At 47.3% G+C, this 16,845-nt stretch carries 21 protein-coding genes; 15 read left to right on the top strand and 6 right to left on the bottom strand.

Going from position 1 to position 16,845, the window contains the following annotated elements; all coding sequences use genetic code 11:
• Positions 1–120 precede the first annotated feature (120 nt).
• From Q0323_RS06195 to Q0323_RS06145, 11 genes are all read left to right on the top strand, one after another.
• Positions 121–315, top strand: a complete 195-nt coding sequence (locus Q0323_RS06195) for a hypothetical protein (RefSeq protein WP_298052616.1) — start codon at positions 121–123, stop codon at positions 313–315.
• Positions 316–369: 54 nt separating this feature from the next.
• The gene (locus Q0323_RS06190; protein ID WP_298052613.1) at positions 370–849 is read left to right on the top strand and encodes a hypothetical protein; all 480 of its coding nucleotides are present in this window, start codon (positions 370–372) and stop codon (positions 847–849) included.
• A 73-nt stretch (positions 850–922) separates the two neighbouring features.
• Positions 923–2,197, top strand: a complete 1,275-nt coding sequence (locus tag Q0323_RS06185; protein ID WP_298052610.1) for a spore photoproduct lyase family protein — start codon at positions 923–925, stop codon at positions 2,195–2,197.
• A gap of 364 nt (positions 2,198–2,561) precedes the next feature.
• Entirely contained in the window at positions 2,562–3,227 is a 666-nt protein-coding gene (locus tag Q0323_RS06180) for an SDR family oxidoreductase (RefSeq protein WP_298052607.1), read from the top strand.
• On the top strand, positions 3,217–3,696 hold the full coding sequence (locus Q0323_RS06175) for a hypothetical protein (protein WP_298052605.1): 480 nt from the start codon (positions 3,217–3,219) through the stop codon (positions 3,694–3,696). The genes Q0323_RS06180 and Q0323_RS06175 overlap by 11 nt, the downstream gene beginning before the upstream one ends.
• Positions 3,697–3,784: 88 nt before the next feature.
• On the top strand, positions 3,785–3,916 hold the full coding sequence (locus Q0323_RS06170) for a hypothetical protein (RefSeq protein WP_298052602.1): 132 nt from the start codon (positions 3,785–3,787) through the stop codon (positions 3,914–3,916).
• A gap of 39 nt (positions 3,917–3,955) precedes the next feature.
• Complete coding sequence (locus Q0323_RS06165; protein ID WP_298052600.1) at positions 3,956–4,078, top strand: hypothetical protein; 123 nt, start codon at positions 3,956–3,958, stop codon at positions 4,076–4,078.
• Positions 4,079–4,309: 231 nt separating this feature from the next.
• Positions 4,310–4,822, top strand: a complete 513-nt coding sequence (locus Q0323_RS06160) for a hypothetical protein (RefSeq protein WP_298052598.1) — start codon at positions 4,310–4,312, stop codon at positions 4,820–4,822.
• Positions 4,809–5,825: a hypothetical protein gene (locus Q0323_RS06155; protein ID WP_298052597.1), complete on the top strand. Its 1,017-nt coding sequence runs from the start codon at positions 4,809–4,811 to the stop codon at positions 5,823–5,825. Before Q0323_RS06160 ends, Q0323_RS06155 begins: the two co-directional genes overlap by 14 nt.
• Before the next feature lie 100 nt (positions 5,826–5,925).
• On the top strand, positions 5,926–7,023 hold the full coding sequence (locus tag Q0323_RS06150; protein ID WP_298052595.1) for a hypothetical protein: 1,098 nt from the start codon (positions 5,926–5,928) through the stop codon (positions 7,021–7,023).
• Positions 7,024–7,034: 11 nt separating this feature from the next.
• Positions 7,035–7,748 (top strand): hypothetical protein, encoded by a 714-nt coding sequence (locus Q0323_RS06145; RefSeq protein WP_298052593.1) that lies wholly within the window; start codon positions 7,035–7,037, stop codon positions 7,746–7,748.
• A gap of 28 nt (positions 7,749–7,776) precedes the next feature.
• Here the strand turns inward: Q0323_RS06145 and Q0323_RS06140 are convergent, their stop codons facing one another.
• The 3 genes from Q0323_RS06140 to galU form a co-directional block, all read right to left on the bottom strand.
• A complete protein-coding gene (locus tag Q0323_RS06140) occupies positions 7,777–8,175 on the bottom strand; it encodes a VOC family protein (protein WP_298052590.1) in 399 nt (132 codons plus the stop codon).
• Between the two features lie 263 nt (positions 8,176–8,438).
• Entirely contained in the window at positions 8,439–9,701 is a 1,263-nt protein-coding gene (locus Q0323_RS06135) for a glucose-6-phosphate isomerase (RefSeq protein WP_298052588.1), read from the bottom strand.
• Positions 9,688–10,524 (bottom strand): UTP--glucose-1-phosphate uridylyltransferase GalU, encoded by an 837-nt coding sequence (galU, locus tag Q0323_RS06130; RefSeq protein ID WP_298052585.1) that lies wholly within the window; start codon positions 10,522–10,524, stop codon positions 9,688–9,690. Before galU ends, Q0323_RS06135 begins: the two co-directional genes overlap by 14 nt.
• A 70-nt stretch (positions 10,525–10,594) precedes the next feature.
• On the opposite strand from galU, the gene Q0323_RS06125 reads away from it, so the two are divergent.
• Positions 10,595–11,203: a YigZ family protein gene (locus Q0323_RS06125; protein ID WP_298052582.1), complete on the top strand. Its 609-nt coding sequence runs from the start codon at positions 10,595–10,597 to the stop codon at positions 11,201–11,203.
• A gap of 229 nt (positions 11,204–11,432) precedes the next feature.
• Here Q0323_RS06125 and Q0323_RS06120 read toward each other — a convergent pair whose 3' ends face one another.
• Positions 11,433–12,641: an MFS transporter gene (locus Q0323_RS06120; protein ID WP_298052580.1), complete on the bottom strand. Its 1,209-nt coding sequence runs from the start codon at positions 12,639–12,641 to the stop codon at positions 11,433–11,435.
• A 162-nt stretch (positions 12,642–12,803) separates the two neighbouring features.
• On the opposite strand from Q0323_RS06120, the gene Q0323_RS06115 reads away from it, so the two are divergent.
• From Q0323_RS06115 to Q0323_RS06105, 3 genes are all read left to right on the top strand, one after another.
• Positions 12,804–13,175 carry an HIT family protein gene (locus Q0323_RS06115; RefSeq protein WP_298052577.1) on the top strand — a complete coding sequence of 124 codons (372 nt, stop codon included), beginning with the start codon at positions 12,804–12,806 and terminating at the stop codon, positions 13,173–13,175.
• A complete protein-coding gene (locus Q0323_RS06110; RefSeq protein ID WP_298052574.1) occupies positions 13,172–13,990 on the top strand; it encodes a cache domain-containing protein in 819 nt (272 codons plus the stop codon). Before Q0323_RS06115 ends, Q0323_RS06110 begins: the two co-directional genes overlap by 4 nt.
• Positions 13,991–14,133: 143 nt before the next feature.
• Positions 14,134–14,964 (top strand): hypothetical protein, encoded by an 831-nt coding sequence (locus tag Q0323_RS06105; RefSeq protein ID WP_298052572.1) that lies wholly within the window; start codon positions 14,134–14,136, stop codon positions 14,962–14,964.
• A gap of 90 nt (positions 14,965–15,054) precedes the next feature.
• On the opposite strand, the gene Q0323_RS06100 is transcribed toward Q0323_RS06105, so the two are convergent.
• Both Q0323_RS06100 and Q0323_RS06095 read right to left on the bottom strand, forming a co-directional pair.
• Complete coding sequence (locus Q0323_RS06100; RefSeq protein ID WP_298052569.1) at positions 15,055–16,173, bottom strand: HAMP domain-containing sensor histidine kinase; 1,119 nt, start codon at positions 16,171–16,173, stop codon at positions 15,055–15,057.
• Complete coding sequence (locus tag Q0323_RS06095; RefSeq protein WP_298052567.1) at positions 16,166–16,819, bottom strand: response regulator transcription factor; 654 nt, start codon at positions 16,817–16,819, stop codon at positions 16,166–16,168. The genes Q0323_RS06100 and Q0323_RS06095 overlap by 8 nt, the downstream gene beginning before the upstream one ends.
• Between the last annotated feature and the right edge of the window lie 26 nt (positions 16,820–16,845).

The following is a 16,845-nucleotide window of genomic DNA, read 5'->3' as shown; positions in this document are numbered from 1 at the left end:
CGCGCCCTACGCGTATTTTGCAAAAATTTATGTTAGCTTCAAGCGGCTGCGTCGACAGCTCGCGCAAAACGTCGCGAAAATCTGCGCGGCGGTAGATGTGACGAGTGCGGAGGAGCTGTTTTGCCCGCATCAAAAGGCGCGAGTGGCGACGCAATAAAAAGCGCGGCACGGGCGGTTTATAAAATTTATCCATACGAACGCTGTGGCGCCTTCGTAAGTTTCCGCGTCAAAACGAGCGCTACGACGCGCTTCGTTAGCCTTAGCGCCAAAATAAGCGCCATGGCGCCCTTTAATGCCTTTCGCGCCAAATTTTAAAAGCGAAAAAGATCGCGCAAGCTCGCATAAACGCGGGCTCGCTTAGGAGAAACGATGAAAATAAAAGGCTCTTATCTGTATTTTGCCCTCTTGGCGTGCGCATGCATCGCAGCTTGCGCGTATGCCGCGGCGGATCTGTTTGCCGATCTGTCCTCGCTAGTCTTTTTAGCCCTTTTGCTCGCATTTGCCTGTATCGGGCTATGGCTAAAAGACGCTCTAATAGGCGAGCGCTACCTATTTTACTGCTTCTGCGTGCAGCTACTCTTTGCGGCGGCCATTTTCGCCGCCCTTAAATTCCCCGCCATGTCGCAGTTCGTGCGCAGTGCGGAGATAGGCGTGGGCGGTGCGGGCATGCCGCTAGGCATCGTTCTGCTCGTGCTGCCCGCGTTTTTCTGCGCCCTGCCGTATTACTACCGAACGGGCGTCAAGAAAATCCCGCAAAAGTTTGCACTCGGCGGAATTGTGATCCTAAACGTCGCTATTACGCTAGCTTACGCCTTCTATTTCGAGCGACTATTCTGCGGCGCGACCTGAAATTTCAACGATTTTCAGTGACGGCGCGCGAAATTTAAGTATAATTTGCAAAATTTTAACGAAGCGGAGCAAGATGACGGAGGCGAAAAAGGAGCTAGGCACGCAGTTTGGCGTGAATCTGAGCGAGCGATCAAGCGCGTTTTTGGGCGCGCTATTTGATAAATTTCACTTTTCATTTCAGCAAAAAAAGCAGCTAGCGGAGTTTGCGAGCGATTTTGAGGCGTGGGACGAGACGCCCGTTTATGAGCTGCTTGCGGACGGGCAGTGCGGGCTAAATTTTAATAAAGCCAAATTTAATAAAACAGGGAAAGCCCCAAACGGCGAGCAAATTTTTAATTTCGTGCGCGAAGCCTGGCTGGATCTCAAGTCGCGCCCGCACTCATACGCGAGCTTCAAAAGCGATTACGCGCCGAAAAAATTTCAAATTTCATCCTTTCGCGCGGACCGCATCGCTTTGGGGCGCTGCCCGGTGGCGAGCGAAAACACGCGCTGCTGCAATCTGCTGACGCTCGATGCAGTCAATTCGTGCGGCTTTGACTGTTCCTATTGCGCGATCGGTTCCTTTTACAAGCACGGGAAAATCGGCTTTGACGAGAATTTTGCGGCAAATTTAGCGCGGCTGCGGCTTGATCCCGCGCGCAGCTACCACATCGGCACGGGGCAGAGCTCCGACTCGCTCATGTGGGGCGATCGCTTCGGCATTTTAAGCGCGCTAACGGACTTCGCGGCGCGGCATGAAAACGTGATTTTGGAGCTTAAAAGCAAGTCTAACAATATCCGTTTTTTCCTGCAGCGCGAGATCCCGCGCAATTTCATCGTCACCTTCTCGCTAAATACCCCCGCGATCATAGCGAACGAAGAGCATCTAAGCGCGAGCCTGGATGCGCGGCTGGCGGCAGCCGAAGCGCTCGCGGCGCGCGGCATTTTGGTGGGCTTTCACCTCCACCCGATGGTTTGGTACGAAGGGTGGCAGAGTGATTACGGCGCGCTTTTTGAGCGGCTGCTGCGCCGCTTCGATCCAAGCGGCGTCGCGATGGTTTCGCTCGGCACGCTTACCTTTATCAAACCCGTCGTCAAGAAGCTGCGCTCTCGCGGGCTGCGGAGCAAAATTCTACAGATGCCCCTTGCGGACGCGAACGGCAAGCTGTCCTACCCGCTGCAGATCAAACGCGAGCTTTTCAAATTTGCCGCGGACGCGCTTTCGCCGTGGCGCGAGCGAGTGTTTTTCTACCTCTGCATGGAGGATGCGAGCCTATGGCGCGAGGTTTTGGGGCACGAGTACGAAAGCAATGACGCCTTTGAAGAGGCGATGAAGGCGGCGTATTTTACAAAGATACGGCGGCGCTAGACGCGCTGTTTGCCGCAGACGTCGCGCTTGTACCGGCTCGCATGCGGCGCCGAGGATACAGCGCGAAATTTGCGGCGAGCGAGCGATTAAAATCTAGCGGCGCGCCGAGTTTTATAAAATTAAATTTTATAAATCGTGCGGGGCGGGCACAGCGAGTGGCGATGAAATTTTACAAAACGCTCGCACAGCAAAACGTCCGCGGGCTAAATTTAAAATTTTACCCAGCGCAGGTCGCGGCGCGGTTTAAATAATCCGCGTAAATTTAGCGGCGGATACAATGGGCAGAGAAAATTTAGCGCAGCGAAATTTACATGACGCGCGAAATTTAACGCGCCGAAGCCGCATAAAATTTAAAGGAGAAAAGATGAAAGCATTGATCACGGGCGCAAGCGGCGGCATCGGCAGCGCGGTTGCGGAGCTTTTGCGACAAAACGGCTATGAAATTTTAACGCTAAGCTCGCGCTTCGAGGATACGGACGCGCTAGCAAAGGAGTGCCGCGCGCTGGCTGCGGCGCAAGGTATTGACGCGCTGATTTTATGCGCGGGTACGGCGAAATTTGCGCCACTTGAGGCGATTAGCGAGAGCGAAATTTTAAAAATTTTAAACGTAAATCTCGCCGCAAACATCATCATCACGCGTGCGCTTTTGCCGAATTTAAAACGCAACCGCGCCCATATCATCGGCATTAGCTCGATCGAGGCGCTGCGAGCGAGCCGCTTTAGCGCGGTTTATAGCGCGAGTAAGGCGGGGCTGCGGGCGTTTCTGCTCTGCCTTTTCGAGGAGGCGCGCAAGCAGATCAGAGTAAGCTGCATCAACCCGGACATCACCAAAACGCCGTTTTACGAGGATTTAAACTTCGAGCCCGCGGATGATGAGGCTAGCTTCGTGGACGCTGAGGAGATCGCAAATTTTACGCTGCAAATTCTGCGCACGAAATCCAACGTGAGCGAATTTACGATCCGCCCGCAAATCGTAAATCTGCGAAAAAAATCAAAATTTAATCGCAAAGGAGGCGAGCTTGAAAACTAGTAAAAGTAAAATTTTTATTATGCTAATTGCGGGGGGTTTTATTATTTATGGAGTTATAAGCAGCGGCGGTATGTATTGTAATATGGAGGAATTCTTTTCTGATAAACAGGGCGAAGAGGATGACGCTTGCATCGCCAAGCTGATAAAACGAGCGGACGACGGAAACGGCTTTGCGGAAAGCAGACTAAGATACCCAAGCAGGGCGTATATCAAGCGCGTATGCGAAAGGGGGGTGGAAAACGTAGGCGAGCGAGAGAGATATTATTTCGAGCGCTACCAGAGCTGTGAGCCCTGGGGCTTTAAAACTCCAAAATTGCAAGGCGGCGAAGCAAATACGACGAGCGGCGATATGAACATAACGGACGGCGAGAGAAATTTAACGCGCGAAGGTGCGAATACAGTCCGCAATGAAACAGGCGCGATCAAAAGCGATATAAATTCTACGGAAGGGTCAAATGTCGGGCGATAAAGCGAAATTGAAAGCTAGTAAAAGTAAAATTTTTATTATGCTAATTGCGGGGTTTTTTATTATTTATGGAGTTGTAAGAAGCAGCGGTATGTATTGCAATATGGAGGAATTCTTTTCTGATAGGCATGACGAAGAGGATGATGCCTGCATCGCTAGGCTGATAAAGCGCGCGGATGCCGGCGATGACCATGCGGTAAATCGACTAATGTATCCGAGTTAGGCATATATCAAGCGCACATGCGAAAAGGGGGTAGAAAATTTGGGCGAGCGGGAAAGATATTATTTCCAAGGCTTTGGCGGAGATCGCTGCGAGATTTGGGGCTTTAAAACGCCCAAGTCAAAAGACGGCGAAGCAAACACGACGAGCAGCGGCGGTAATTAGCGCGAGGCGATACGAACGCAACGAGCGGCGGTAATTTAACGCGCGCCGAGGCAAACAACGGCAAATCTGACACTGTGGGCAGCAAGGCGGACAAAACGAAGCGCAAAGGAAATTCTACGGAAGAGCAAAATGCTGGGCGATAAGATTAGCCTTGAAGGCGATATCGTAAATTTTATGCCGTTGGTCAAATTTGTGAAAAAATGAGTTAAAATTTATTACTCAAGGAAAAACATGGTAAAAAAGAGATCTTTAAAAATAAAAGGAAGCATATCGATCGCCATAATCCTGCTTTGGGTTTATTTTTTGATTACGGCGCTGGGCGGTGATAGATACTGTGGCATATGGGATTATATCGCAAATAGTGAAGAGGATGATGCCTGCATCGCTAAGCTGATAAAGCGCGCAGACGCGGGTAGTGAATTGGCGCTCAATCGGCTTAGATACCCTAGCAAGGCGTATATCAAGCGTGTATGCGAAAGGGGAGTGGAAAACTTAAGCGAGCGAGAGAGATATTATTTCGAGCGTTTAGGTGTAGATCGTTGCGAAGCTCCAAATTTTAAAGGCGGCGAAACAAATACGACAAGTAGCAACGGTAATTTAGCGCGAGACGATACGAACGCGATTGACGGCGGAAATTTAACGCGCGCCGAGGCAAACAACGGCGAAGCCCGCACTACGAGCAGCAAGGCGAACACTACGAAGCGCGAAGGAAATTCTACGGAAGAGCAAAATGCTGGGCGATGAAAATTTAGAAAAATTTTTCTCACAAATCAACGCGGCGGAGTTTGGAATTTCGGCGGGCTCAAAGCTTGCTTTAAAAAATTCCAAGCTTGCAGGAAGCGCGAGAGACGGGAACAAGGACAAGCCCTTAAAATCACAAGGCGATGCGGAATTTTGTGGCGTACAGCCATATTCTAGCGGCGTGCAGCAAGATGAAATTTTAAAATTTAATACCGAGCAAGTGCGTCTTGATACGGAGCAAGCACACTTAAAATTTAACGTCCGTCCATCGCAGTCGGAGCCGGGCGTCAGACAAGCGCTTGCGTTCGGTGATGAGCCGCCGCAGGCGCAGTTTAATGCCGAGCGAGCGCAGGCAAAGATCGAAAATTTCATGCGCGATCTGCTGCAAAACTATGTGCTTTGCGTAAGTGGCGCGGAATTCGCCTTCGCGGAGATCGAGGCGTATTTCACGGGCGCGGATCGCAACACCTACAAGCGCACGTCGCGGGCGGGCGAGATATTTTTTCACAATTTCGGCTTTGACATTTCGTTTCGCAGCGTCCCGCAAAGCGGCGGCGGGATTTTGGTGCGAAGCCTGTGCGTCCTAAGCGGCGCAGAGCTTTTGGCGGGCGGCTTACCCGGCTTGGCAGGCGACTTGCACAGCTTGGCGGACAGCGACCTGCTCGGCTCCGCCGCCCCGCTCATACAAAATGGCGATTTTATCGCGGGTCCGCGCAAATGCATGGGTAAAATTTTAAATCTGGAAACGCAAAATTTAAACTTCTCTTTAAAGCGTGTGCCGCAAATAGCGCATGCAGCGGGCTTTAGCAACCGAATCCGACGAGGCGAGATCGTAAATGAAGCGAATTTCGGTACAAGCGCTAGCTGTGCGACGGGTACAGCGGCTGCGGCAAGGCTTGCAAATGAGCCGCGCAGGCTTACCAGCGAGGAGTTTGAGGTATATCTGAGCACGGGCTGCGCTGCGGCAAAAACATATAAAAAATCGCTGCAAAGATATGAGAGCTAAATCTTGATCAAACGGCGCACGGCGGGCGAGTGGTAAAATTTACTGAGCTTTAAGCGGCGGCGCTATAAAATGGCGCGTCCATCAAATTTAAAGGCGGCGAATGGATCAAAGCAGGCTTGAGGAATTAAGAAAGCTACTACAAAAGCGGCATCAAGAGTCTAAGCGGGGCTTGGAACAAAATTCTAACGGCGAAAATTTTAAAGCCCAAAATTCTGAAACCAAAAATTCCGAAGTCTCGAATTTTGAAGCTTCGAATTCTGAATTCCTGAATTTTGAATCCCCGAATTCCGAAATCTTAAATTCTAAATCTTCAAATTCCGAAGCTTCAAAATTTGAAACCCTAAAATCCCATCCTAACGCTTTAAATTTAGAAACAGAATTAGAAACCGAAGCGGAGCAGAATTCTGCTTGTGAAAATAACGCAGAGCTGCAAAATTCCATCTCAGATGATAGCGGCGCCTTACCGCAGAATTCTAAAGCAAGGGACTACGACAAAGAGCCGATAATAGTAAAAAATTATGAGAGGCTACTAATATCTACAATTACATTTTTATACGCGCCTATGATTTTAGGCGGATATATTCTAAGCATATGGGATTTAATTTTTTCAAAACACCATATATCGACGATGGAAATAAGCTCTAACGTTATATTTGGAATTTTTATAGCGATAGTATTGAGACTTATTTATAGCAGCTGTGTAAGCAATAATAATCGCAAAATCTACTTTATGAATAATTCTATAGATTTCTATAACAACGGCGAGCTTGAGAGAAGGACGAACAATCTTCATTTAAATTATGTGATAGGCAGACCATTTTGGGGATATTGCAACGATGATAAAGTCCGTCGCTTCATTTATAATATTATTATAATTTTTTCTATTGCAGCACTATCGTTTCTATCATCGCAAATTTTATTATTCTTCATTTTTTCAATACTTTCTGCAATCTTTTTGAAAATATTTTTTCACTTTTTAATCGTAGGCAATTTTAAGAATTTTTCATTCTTTTCTGCAATCGTAGTGGATTATCCGTACTATGAGCAGGAAAATACTTATTATTTAAGCTCTATTTTATCGGCAAAAAATTATTTAGTTTGCGTATATGATGCGGAAAGGCTAAACGAAATAAAAGAATGGTTTTTAGTTCGAAAAAATATCAATATAGATAAAATAGAAAAATATTATCTTAGCTAAAGCGGGCGGTTATGGATACAAGAAACAAAGAGATTGGGTTTAGAGACTACGACAAAGATCCGATAATAATAAAAGACTATGCTTTTTACGATTATATGAAATATTCCACGATTGCTACGCTTATAGGATGCTTATTCTTCATCTCGGTCGTTACCGTAGTAAACCCCATTGAGCCCAAAAATTTTAGACTACTCCCTTTCGCTTTGGTAATGTTTTTTATCAGGCGAAAGCAACAAAAGGGCGTCTATTTCGTATTTAACGATTCGGAGGTCGAATACCGCAAAGAAGATAAAGCTTATAAATCTTTGAAGCTTGAACAAATCGGCGCCGTTGCGATTAGTTTTGATCCGCGCTGGGACTGGCGGCAGAGGATAAGCATACCCGAAATGCTGTTTTTGTCGCTTTGGCCTTTGGGCGCATACGTTATGCGCGGAATGCATGCGATGATCGCGCTAATTTCGATGATAGCAATTAGCCTATTCGGAGCGGGTATATTGATGCATCTTAAAAATGGCAGTTTCAGATGCTTAGGCATCTATGACCGGCTTGTGATATACGGCGAAACGGGCGATCTTAGAATTATAAATGTTTTGATTTATGGCGAAAAAGAGTATCTGGAATTAAGAGAGTATTTTATGCGCAAAACGCATATAGATTTGGATAGCGTCCCGCGCACCTTGTCGGTATTTAGCAAAAAGGTAAAATTTAGAAAATTTAAATTTTAACGCTCCGCTTAAAATTTTATCTCAAAATTTACGCGCTATCATCGCTGTTTTCATATACGCCGAGCTCTACGAGATTGCCGTCAGGATCGCGCAGATAGATACTTTGCATAGCGCCGTGCGCGCCCGTGCGAGGCACGACGCCAAGCTCTATTTGCACCCCTTTGCTTTCAAGCTCCGTTTTGAGCTGCTGCGCGCTTTGATCTTCGCAGATGAGACAAAAATCCGCCGAGCCCGCGATAGGACGTGCCGCAAACGGCGCAAACTCGCCCGCGCGGGTGTGGATATTGATCTTTGAAGAGCCGAAACGCAGGCTGTGTTTGCCGCTCTCGCAAACGTGCTCTAAGCCCAAAATCCCTTCGTAAAATTCCACGCATTTTTGCAGATCGTCCGTAACTAGGACGAAGTGATCGATCCTTGTGATTTTCATTTTATCTCCTTGCGCGCTCGCAAGTCGCAAAATTTTTACGCCTCGCGGTACAATTTTGGAATTCTACCGTGAAATTTTGTGACAAAATTCCAAATGCTCGTAGCGCGAAATCAAAATTTCGCGGCGTAAATTTTACGCGCAGAATTTCACGGCGGTAATTTTAAAATTCTAAAATTTTGCCTAAGCAAAATGGGATGCAAGTAGAACCTGGCTTTAGTAAAAATTTGGCCCGACGAAATTCCGTCTAGCTAGCGCCGCAAATTCTAATCCCGCGATTTCAAAACTAGCGATTTTAAAATTCTCTTGCCTACCTCGACGCCCGGCTGATCGTAAGTGCTGACGCCCAGTATTGCTCCAGTAGCGCTGGTTAGCAGCTCGAAGTAGTAAAATAGCTCGCCCACGCTCTGTTCGCAAAGCCGTGGAACCTCGATTAGATCGACGCTGATACCCTCATTTAGCACGGCTTGCAGCGTAGCATCGCACTGAAGATTTAGCACCTCATCCAGTCGCATGCCGTTTACGAAGTCGCAGCCCTCAAGACCTTGCAGACTGATACTAGGTACCGCGTCCGTAGTGCCGTTGTCCGTGAGCTTTAAGAAAGTCACGGTCTTATCCTTTACGCCGTCCATTATGAGCTGAAGGAAGCTGTGCTGATCGCGCGAGCCTACAAGCCCCACAGGAGTAAGCCCCTCGCGTCTAAAGCCGATCTTTTTACCTAGGCTTTCCGCCCAGAGCTGCACGTACCACTCGCCCAATGCGCGCAGCGCATCGCCGTAGCTAAAAAGGACGTTGATTTTCGCACTTTTGTGCGTGGCGTAGTGATGGGCCTTTCGTAGAATTTTATTCTCCGCGATTTTAGCGGGATCGCATGCTAAAATTTCATCCAGATACCACTCTTTTGCGACGGCAGCTCCGCGTAGCATCGCGCTTGCATCAAGGCCTAGCCCAACTGCGGGCACTAGCCCTACCGCACTTAACACGCTAAAACGGCCGCCTACGTTAGCGGGCATATTTATCACGCAGGCGCCGTGCTCGCGCGCGAAGATATCAAGCGGCGAGCCCGCATCGGTGATAAAGATGAAATTTTTTGCTAGCGTCTTTAAATCTGAAATTCCGAAACGCTGCAAAACCACCTTAAAAAGCGAGATCGTTTCAATCGTGCCGCCCGATTTGGAGGATACTATGAAGATCGTGCGAGCAAAATTTAACCCTTCAAGCGCGCGATTTACACTGTATCCGTCGAGATTATCCAAAATTTCAAAGCGCAAATTCTTTCTTACGCTCGGGCGCAACATCTCATAAAGTGCCCGCACGCCCACGCTGGAGCCGCCGATGCCCAAAAGCACGACCCCATCGTAGCTTCGTGCGCTAAAAAATTCCTGCGCCTGCGCTATTACGTCTGCGCCTTGCTGCGGCAGGCGGTAGTAGCCTATCTCGCCGCTTTCGTATTCGGCGCGGATCTTTGCCGCTATCTCCTCTAGCGCGCCCTCTTTTGCCGGCGGGAAAAACAGCTCATTTTTTACCATCGCCGAATTCTCGCTCGTAGAAATATTTGATCGCCTCCACATAGCCTTTTACCGAGCCGCAGTCAAAGCGAGCGCCTTTAAATTTATACGCGATCACCACGCCGTTTTGAGCCTGCTTTAAAAGCGCGTCGGTGATCTGCACCTCGCCGTTTTTACCGGGCGCCGTCTGCTCGATGAGATCGAAAATATTAGGTGTTAGGATGTAGCGCCCGATGATGGCTAAGCTCGACGGAGCCTCGCCGGGCTCGGGCTTTTCAATCATATCCGAGACCATTATTAGATCGTCGCTGATGCTCTTTCCTGCGATGATGCCGTATTTGTTTACGTCCTGCGGCGGCACTTCCATCACCGCAACGACGCTGCAGCGGTATTTTTCGTAAATTTTAACCATCTGCGCAAGTACGCCCTCGCCGTTTTCGTTCACGCACAGATCGTCTGCGAGCACCACGCCGAAAGGCTCGTCGCGGATTAAAATTTTACCCGTATAAATCGCGTTGCCGAGCCCCTTCATCTGCTCTTGGCGCGTAAAAGAGAAGGTGCAGCGCTTCATAAGCGCTCTGATCTCGTCGAGCAGATACTCCTTACTGCTGCCTGAAATTTGATCCTCCAGCTCGTAGCTGCGGTCGAAATAATCCTCCAGAGCGCGCTTGCCGCGACCCGTGACGAACGCCATATTGTCCATGCCCGCCTCCAGCGCCTCGTCCACGCCGTAGTGAATGAGCGGTTTGGTAAGGATCGGAAGCATCTCTTTTGGTAGCGATTTGGTCGCGGGCAAAAAGCGCGTGCCGTAGCCCGCCGCGGGAAATAAACAAGTCTGGATCATGAAGCTCCTTTGATCTTTTTTTGAACTTTTATTATAATGCAAAAAAGATAAAATTCCGCAAAGGAAAGCCTTGAAAACGATTGAAAAAGAGATCAGCGCCGCGCAGGAGATCAAAAAATCAAGCTTCATCGCCTATCTCGCGCCGCTAGCGAGCTTTGAGGCGCTGCGTGCGCGGCTGCGGCAGCAACACCCCAAGGCGCGGCATATCGTCTGGGCATATCGCGCGCTGAACGAGCCCGGGCAGATCGTAGAAAACTCAAGCGACGACGGCGAGCCCAAATCGACTGCGGGCGCGCCGTGTCTAAACGCACTTCGCGGCGTCAGCCTGATTAACGCCGCGGTGCTCGTGGTGCGCTACTTCGGCGGCATCAAGCTAGGTACCGGCGGGCTCGTGCGCGCATACGCTAGTAGCGCAAATGCCGCGATAGACGCCGCTGCGGACGCCGCAGAGCTAGTGGAATTCGTGCTGCGTAAGAAGTGCATATTTTTCGTGCCGTTTGCGGCGGTGGCTAAATTTGAACATTTTTTAAAAAAATCGGGTTTTGTTTATGAGGCGAGCTTCGGCGCTGCGGGAGCGGAGTTTAACGCAGAGCTTAGCGCGGAGGAATTTGAAAAATTTATGGGCTTTGCAGAGGCTCTCGCGCCGGCTCTTAAAATGCTGTGCGAGCCGAAATTTTAAAATTTCAAAATTCTATAAAATTTAAAAGCCCCTCTCGGCTAAATTTGAAAGCATGAGCGGATTTTGCATTTTATCGCATTATTGCAACGGAATTTTAAAGCTAAAGTGAAATTTCATCGTGCGAAACATAAAATCCGATAAATTTTAAAATTTTCAAAATTCTGTCGTAATTTAGCTTGCAAAATTTTGCGAAAATTCCGTCCGTAAATTTCAAAATCCCATAAAATTTTTAAAATTTAACGTGCTTCATCTTAGCTTCACGCACAGGCAGGCTTAGCAGAGCTGCAATAGCTGCTAGCGTCATATCCAAATACCACATATAATCATACGCGCCGTATGCCCGTACCGCAAGACCCCCGATATATGCGCCAAAAAATCCACCGATTTGATGCGAAAGCATCGTAAATCCAAATAGGCTTGCTAAATATCGCGTCCCTAATAGCTTACCTACGGCAGCTGCAGTAGGCGGTACGGTCGCTAGCCAGGTAAATCCTAATCCCACGCTGAAGATATAAAACGTAAGACTATCTTTGGGCGAGAGCGCATAAGCACCAATAAGAGCGATACGCAGGGTATATATGCAAAATAAAATGACTTTACAGCGCACTTTGGAAACACACCAACCTACGAATAAGCTGCCTACGATGTTAGCGATACCAATCAGTGCGAGCGAAAAGGACGCTACCTGCGCGCCATGCCCGCTTAGTGCTACTTCACTAGGCAGATGCGTCACTAAAAACGCTACGTGAAAACCGCACGTAGCAAAGCTTAAATTTATCAAAATATAGCTTTTATCGCGCAGTGCCAAACGCAGAACTTCGCCTAAGCTGCGCTTATCTTCTTCATGCAGGCTGGTCTGTTCGCCAAATAGAATTTTACTGCCTGCTAAAAGCCTCGCAAGCGGCAGAATTAGCAAGCTAAGCCCTGCGAGCGTAAAAAATGCGCCGCCGTATCCTAAGGCAGGCGTTGCGATACAAAACCCTATCATTGGCGCAAATAAAAACTGCCCGAACGAGCCGCCTGCATTTAGCACTCCGCTAGCAACCGAGCGGATAGAAAATGGCAGGCGCTTTGCCATTAGGCTCATTAGAATTGGAAAACTACCTGCGCCAAGCCCCAGTGCAAGCCCAAAACCCATCGTTAATACAAGCGAGCTTTCGCTGCTAAATAACGGCACAAGAGCGCAACTAATCGTCAAAAGCACGCTGCCCCAAAACAGCACGACGTAGGCACCGAGCTTGTCTGCAAGTATCCCACTAAGCGGTTGCGAAAAGCCCCATACCAGCTGCGTAGTTGCCATCGCAAAGCTTACTTGTGCGATGGATAGGGAATTTGCTTGCATTATGGGCTGTACGAAAAGACCTAATGACATACGAATGCCCATCGTAATCATCAAAATCGCCGCGGCGCATAGGATCATTACCCAAACTGATTTCATATATATTCCTTTTAAAGAATAGAATTATAGCATAAAAATCACGAATATATCGAGATTTTATAGATATATTTAATTAATGTATCTTAGTATATCATTTATGTAAGAGGAATTTACCGAGCTTTAATGGGCTTTGCATTAAAATTCCATTTTCAAGGAGAAGCGATGATTTACGAAGACGAGATGATTTACGTGGAGCGCGAGGAGCACGAAGTGCCGTGGGTGAAGGTCTTTACGAAGGCAAAATTTAAGGAGCTTAGCGACTGCGACGAGGCGACGCTGGCGCATCTGTGGCGCGCCGTGCTTCAGTGCGAAAAGAGCCTGCGGGAGTTTTACGCGCCCGATAAGATCAACATCGCAAGCTTCGCCAACTACGTGCCGCGCGTGCATTTTCACGTCCAAGCGCGCTTTAAAAACGACAGCTTTTTCCCAGAGTCCGTCTGGGGCAAAAAGATGCGCAAGGCCAAGCTCCATCTGCCGGAATTTAGCGAATTCGCAGAAATTTTAGCGGCAAATTTAAAGATGGAATTCAGATGATAGGCGCGCGATCCAAAAAATACCTAAGCCTTTTCGCACTTGCTTGCTGCGGCGCCACCTTTGCATTTTATCTGCGCTTTAAAAGCGAGGAAAACGAGATAAAAATCAAGCAGCAATTCGATTTTAGCGCGAGCCTGTTTGAAAAGATCGTGGACGAAGAGAAGCTAAACGCCTTTGCGATCTCGCTGATTTTGTCGCAGAATAGCGACGTGGTGCGCTGCTTCGAAAGCGGTAAACACGGCGAGTGCATGGACGTGACGAAAAAATACAAAGATATTTTAAGCGCGGTGCCCTTCTACACGGGCGTGAAGATACATTTTCATACGCAAAACACCAGAAGCCTGGCTAGGAGCTGGAGCGACGAATTTTACAACGACGATCTGAGCTCGTTTCGCCATTCGCTTTTGCAGATCCGTCAAAGCTTGCTTCCCAAAGCGCTCGTCGAGATGGGGCGGTGCGGGGTTTTCATGCGCGGAATTTCGCCGGTTTTTAGCGAGGGCAAATTTATCGGAAGCGCTGAGATAATGCTCGATTTCGAGCACGTCATCGCGCAGATCAACCGCATGGGAAACGATATTTTTATCCTCGTAGATAAGAGGTTTGAGACCGATTGTTTCTACGATAAAATAGGCGTTATCAAGGACTTTATCGTCGTAAATAGCGCGCCGGATTACGACGTTTTGTCGATTTTGGCGACGCTTGATTTTGGGGCGCAGAGTTTTATCAAAAAGGACGGGCATTATTTTTACGTGAGGGCATTTTCAGACGAAAACGGCACGAAGCTGGGCTATATAATTTTGCACCGCGAAGGCTAGCGGCGGGATTTAAATTTAGGCGCTTGCAGCTCTTAGCTACTTTGTCGCGGTGACGGCGCGGCGCGGCGAGAGGACGTTTTAAATTTGATCGCAAGATCGCGGAAATTTACGCTGAAATTTTAAATTTTAAAAGGAGCGTCGATATGAAATTTTATAAATCCGTTAAATTTAAAGCGATAGCTGGAGCGCTACTTCTTATAATAATACTCTGCGCCGCATTTATCCGTATAATCCCCGATTATTCCACTTCACGAGGCTTCGCCGTAGTTTCTACTTCCGATTACAACAAATACAAGCAGGGATACTGCCTAAAAGAGGATAGAATTTTGCCGAAAGAGGAGTTCTATAGAAGGGTTATAGTTCAGTTTTTAGATAAGAAACTAATAGATGAACAAAAGATGGATAAAGCAAGAATTTATGCATATGGTTCGTCAATGAAAAGCAAGATTGAAATTGGATATTACGAATTGGCTGACGATATAAATTTAGATAATTGGCTAGAAAAGACAATAAATTACTATAAAGATTTATATAGCTCAATCAAAGATGTTGAATATAGATCAGATTTGGATGAAAAAGCCAGAAATATATTATTATTTGATAAATTAAAAATCAAAAAAACAAATCCGATAAAATATTTAAAAATTGATTTGAATAGAATGGTGGCTGGATTTGACAAACCTATCTTTTTAGCAAATAACGGTTGGAGCGGTATCATTATATTAGATAATCCAATAATATTAAGAGATAAAAAGATTGCGTATGGATATAATTTTATACTTCATTACAATTTTTATGATAGTAGCGCTAGAAATATGATACTTGATAAAAAAATGTTTAATTCGGAAATTAGACAATCAAAATATTCATATCCAAGATTAGATATAGGCGATATAGATAATTGCGGAAATTTGGATTATGATGTAAGTTATAATCCTGAAGATATAGCAGATAGTTTAGGTAAGGGCGGCTGAAAAGCCACGCTAAAACAAAATTTTAAAAAGCCCTAGCCGCGCGAATTCTACTTCTAAATTTTAAAATTTACGCCTAAATTTAACGCGCCTTTAATCTAAAAGCTTCTGCTTAAACAGCGGAATTTTGTAGCAAAAGGTGCTGCCTTCGTTCGGTTTTGAGCTGACGCTTTTTGCGATTCCGTAGCGCTTGCAAATTTTATCGATTATGTTTAGCCCGAGGCCGAATCCGCCAAGAGCCGCATTTTCGCGCGAGTATCTCGCCCAGATCGCGCTCGTATCCTTTATGCCGATGCCGAAGTCCTGCACGCTAAAGACCGCTATGCTCACCCCCATTTCTAGCGCGATGATGATCTTGCCACCGGGGCGCGAGTATTTTATGGCGTTGCTTAGCGTGTTGTCGATGAGGCGCATCAGCGAGGTTTCGTCCATGAAAACGCTCACGTCGGGCGCTATTCGCGATTGCAGGCTTATGTTTTTGCTTTTTGCGACCAGATAGATGAAATTTATCCTAGCGCTCAAAAATTCGCTCATATCGATGCGGCGGCTTTTTAGGCTCATCTTGCCGCTTTTGATGAAGTACTCCACGTCCTCGTAAGTAATGATCATCTGCTTAAGCGCGGATTTTATGCGCGCGGTGTGTTTATCGCGCAGTCCAAGCATCTCGGTATTGATGAGCGCGACGCCTAGAGGGGTCTTTAGCTCGTGCATCGCGTCGTTGAAAAACGCCTTGATGAGGTTGCTTTGCTGCGCGTAGAAATTTTTTATGATTTTGTAGTTAAACAGCGCGATGATGAGCGCTACGAAAATCGTGATAAAGATCGTAGAGATCGCGATAAATTCTATCTTTGCATAGCTTATCTTTTTTGAGATGACGAAAAAATATAGCTTGCCCTCATGCAGAAAGTGGCGCTTAAAAAATACCCGCCCGCCGAATTTCAGCGTGATAAACGCAAAATCGGGCGGCTGCACGCTTAGGTTTGATCTTAAAATTTCGCCGTTTGCGTTTAGGATCGCGTAGTCGTAGATGAGCTCGTCTTTTAGATTCAGATCCGTGCCGGCTAGGGCTTCGCCGCTTTTTTGTATCAGCTCGGCGACGTCGGCGCTCTCCTCGATTTTGGAATTTAAATAGATTATATAAAGGCTCTCGCTTATAAAGGCGCCGATGATGAAAATCGCGCTAAAAAGCGTAAATTTAAACCCTTTAAGCATTGATCTTATATCCGAGTCCGCGGCTGGAGAGGATGAAGTCGTTGCTCGTTTTGGAGCGGAGGTTGCTGATATGCACGCGCACGTCGACGCTGCCCGCTTCGCCGTCCCATACGTCGGCGATGAGTTCATCGACGCTTACGAATCTTTTGATATTGGCGAGCAGAAATTCTATAATCTTGATCTCTTTGGCGCTTAGCGATATCTCTTCGTCTGCGCGCTTTAAAATTTTTAAATTTGCGAAGTAGTGAAATTTATCCGCGATCTTGACGGCACCCTTTTCGTCGCCGAAATACTTTCGCATCAGCTCGCTTACTCTAAATTTAAGCTCAGCTAGGTGGAAAGGCTTTTTTAGATATTCATTGCAACCTAGCTCGTAGCACTGGCTCAAATCGTCGATGTCGCCGAGCGAGGTCATCATCATCACGGGGGTGTTGAGGCCGAGGCTTCGCACATATCTAAGCACCTCTTCTCCCGAAACCTCCGGCACTTTGATGTCTAAAATCAGCAAGTGGTATGCATTCGCGGCGATCTTATCGCAGGCTACGTCGCCGCTTTCGCATTCGTCCACCTCGTAGCCGAGCTCCTGCAGATACTCACTTACGCTGCTTCTGTATTCAAAATCGTCTTCTAAAAGTAAAATTTTCAAACTCGTTCCCTAAATCGGGAGCGAGA

This window comes from uncultured Campylobacter sp., from assembly GCF_938030145.1.
In the GTDB taxonomy this organism is placed as follows: Bacteria; Campylobacterota; Campylobacteria; order Campylobacterales; family Campylobacteraceae; genus Campylobacter_B.
This window is presented reverse-complemented; position numbering and strand designations above follow the sequence as displayed.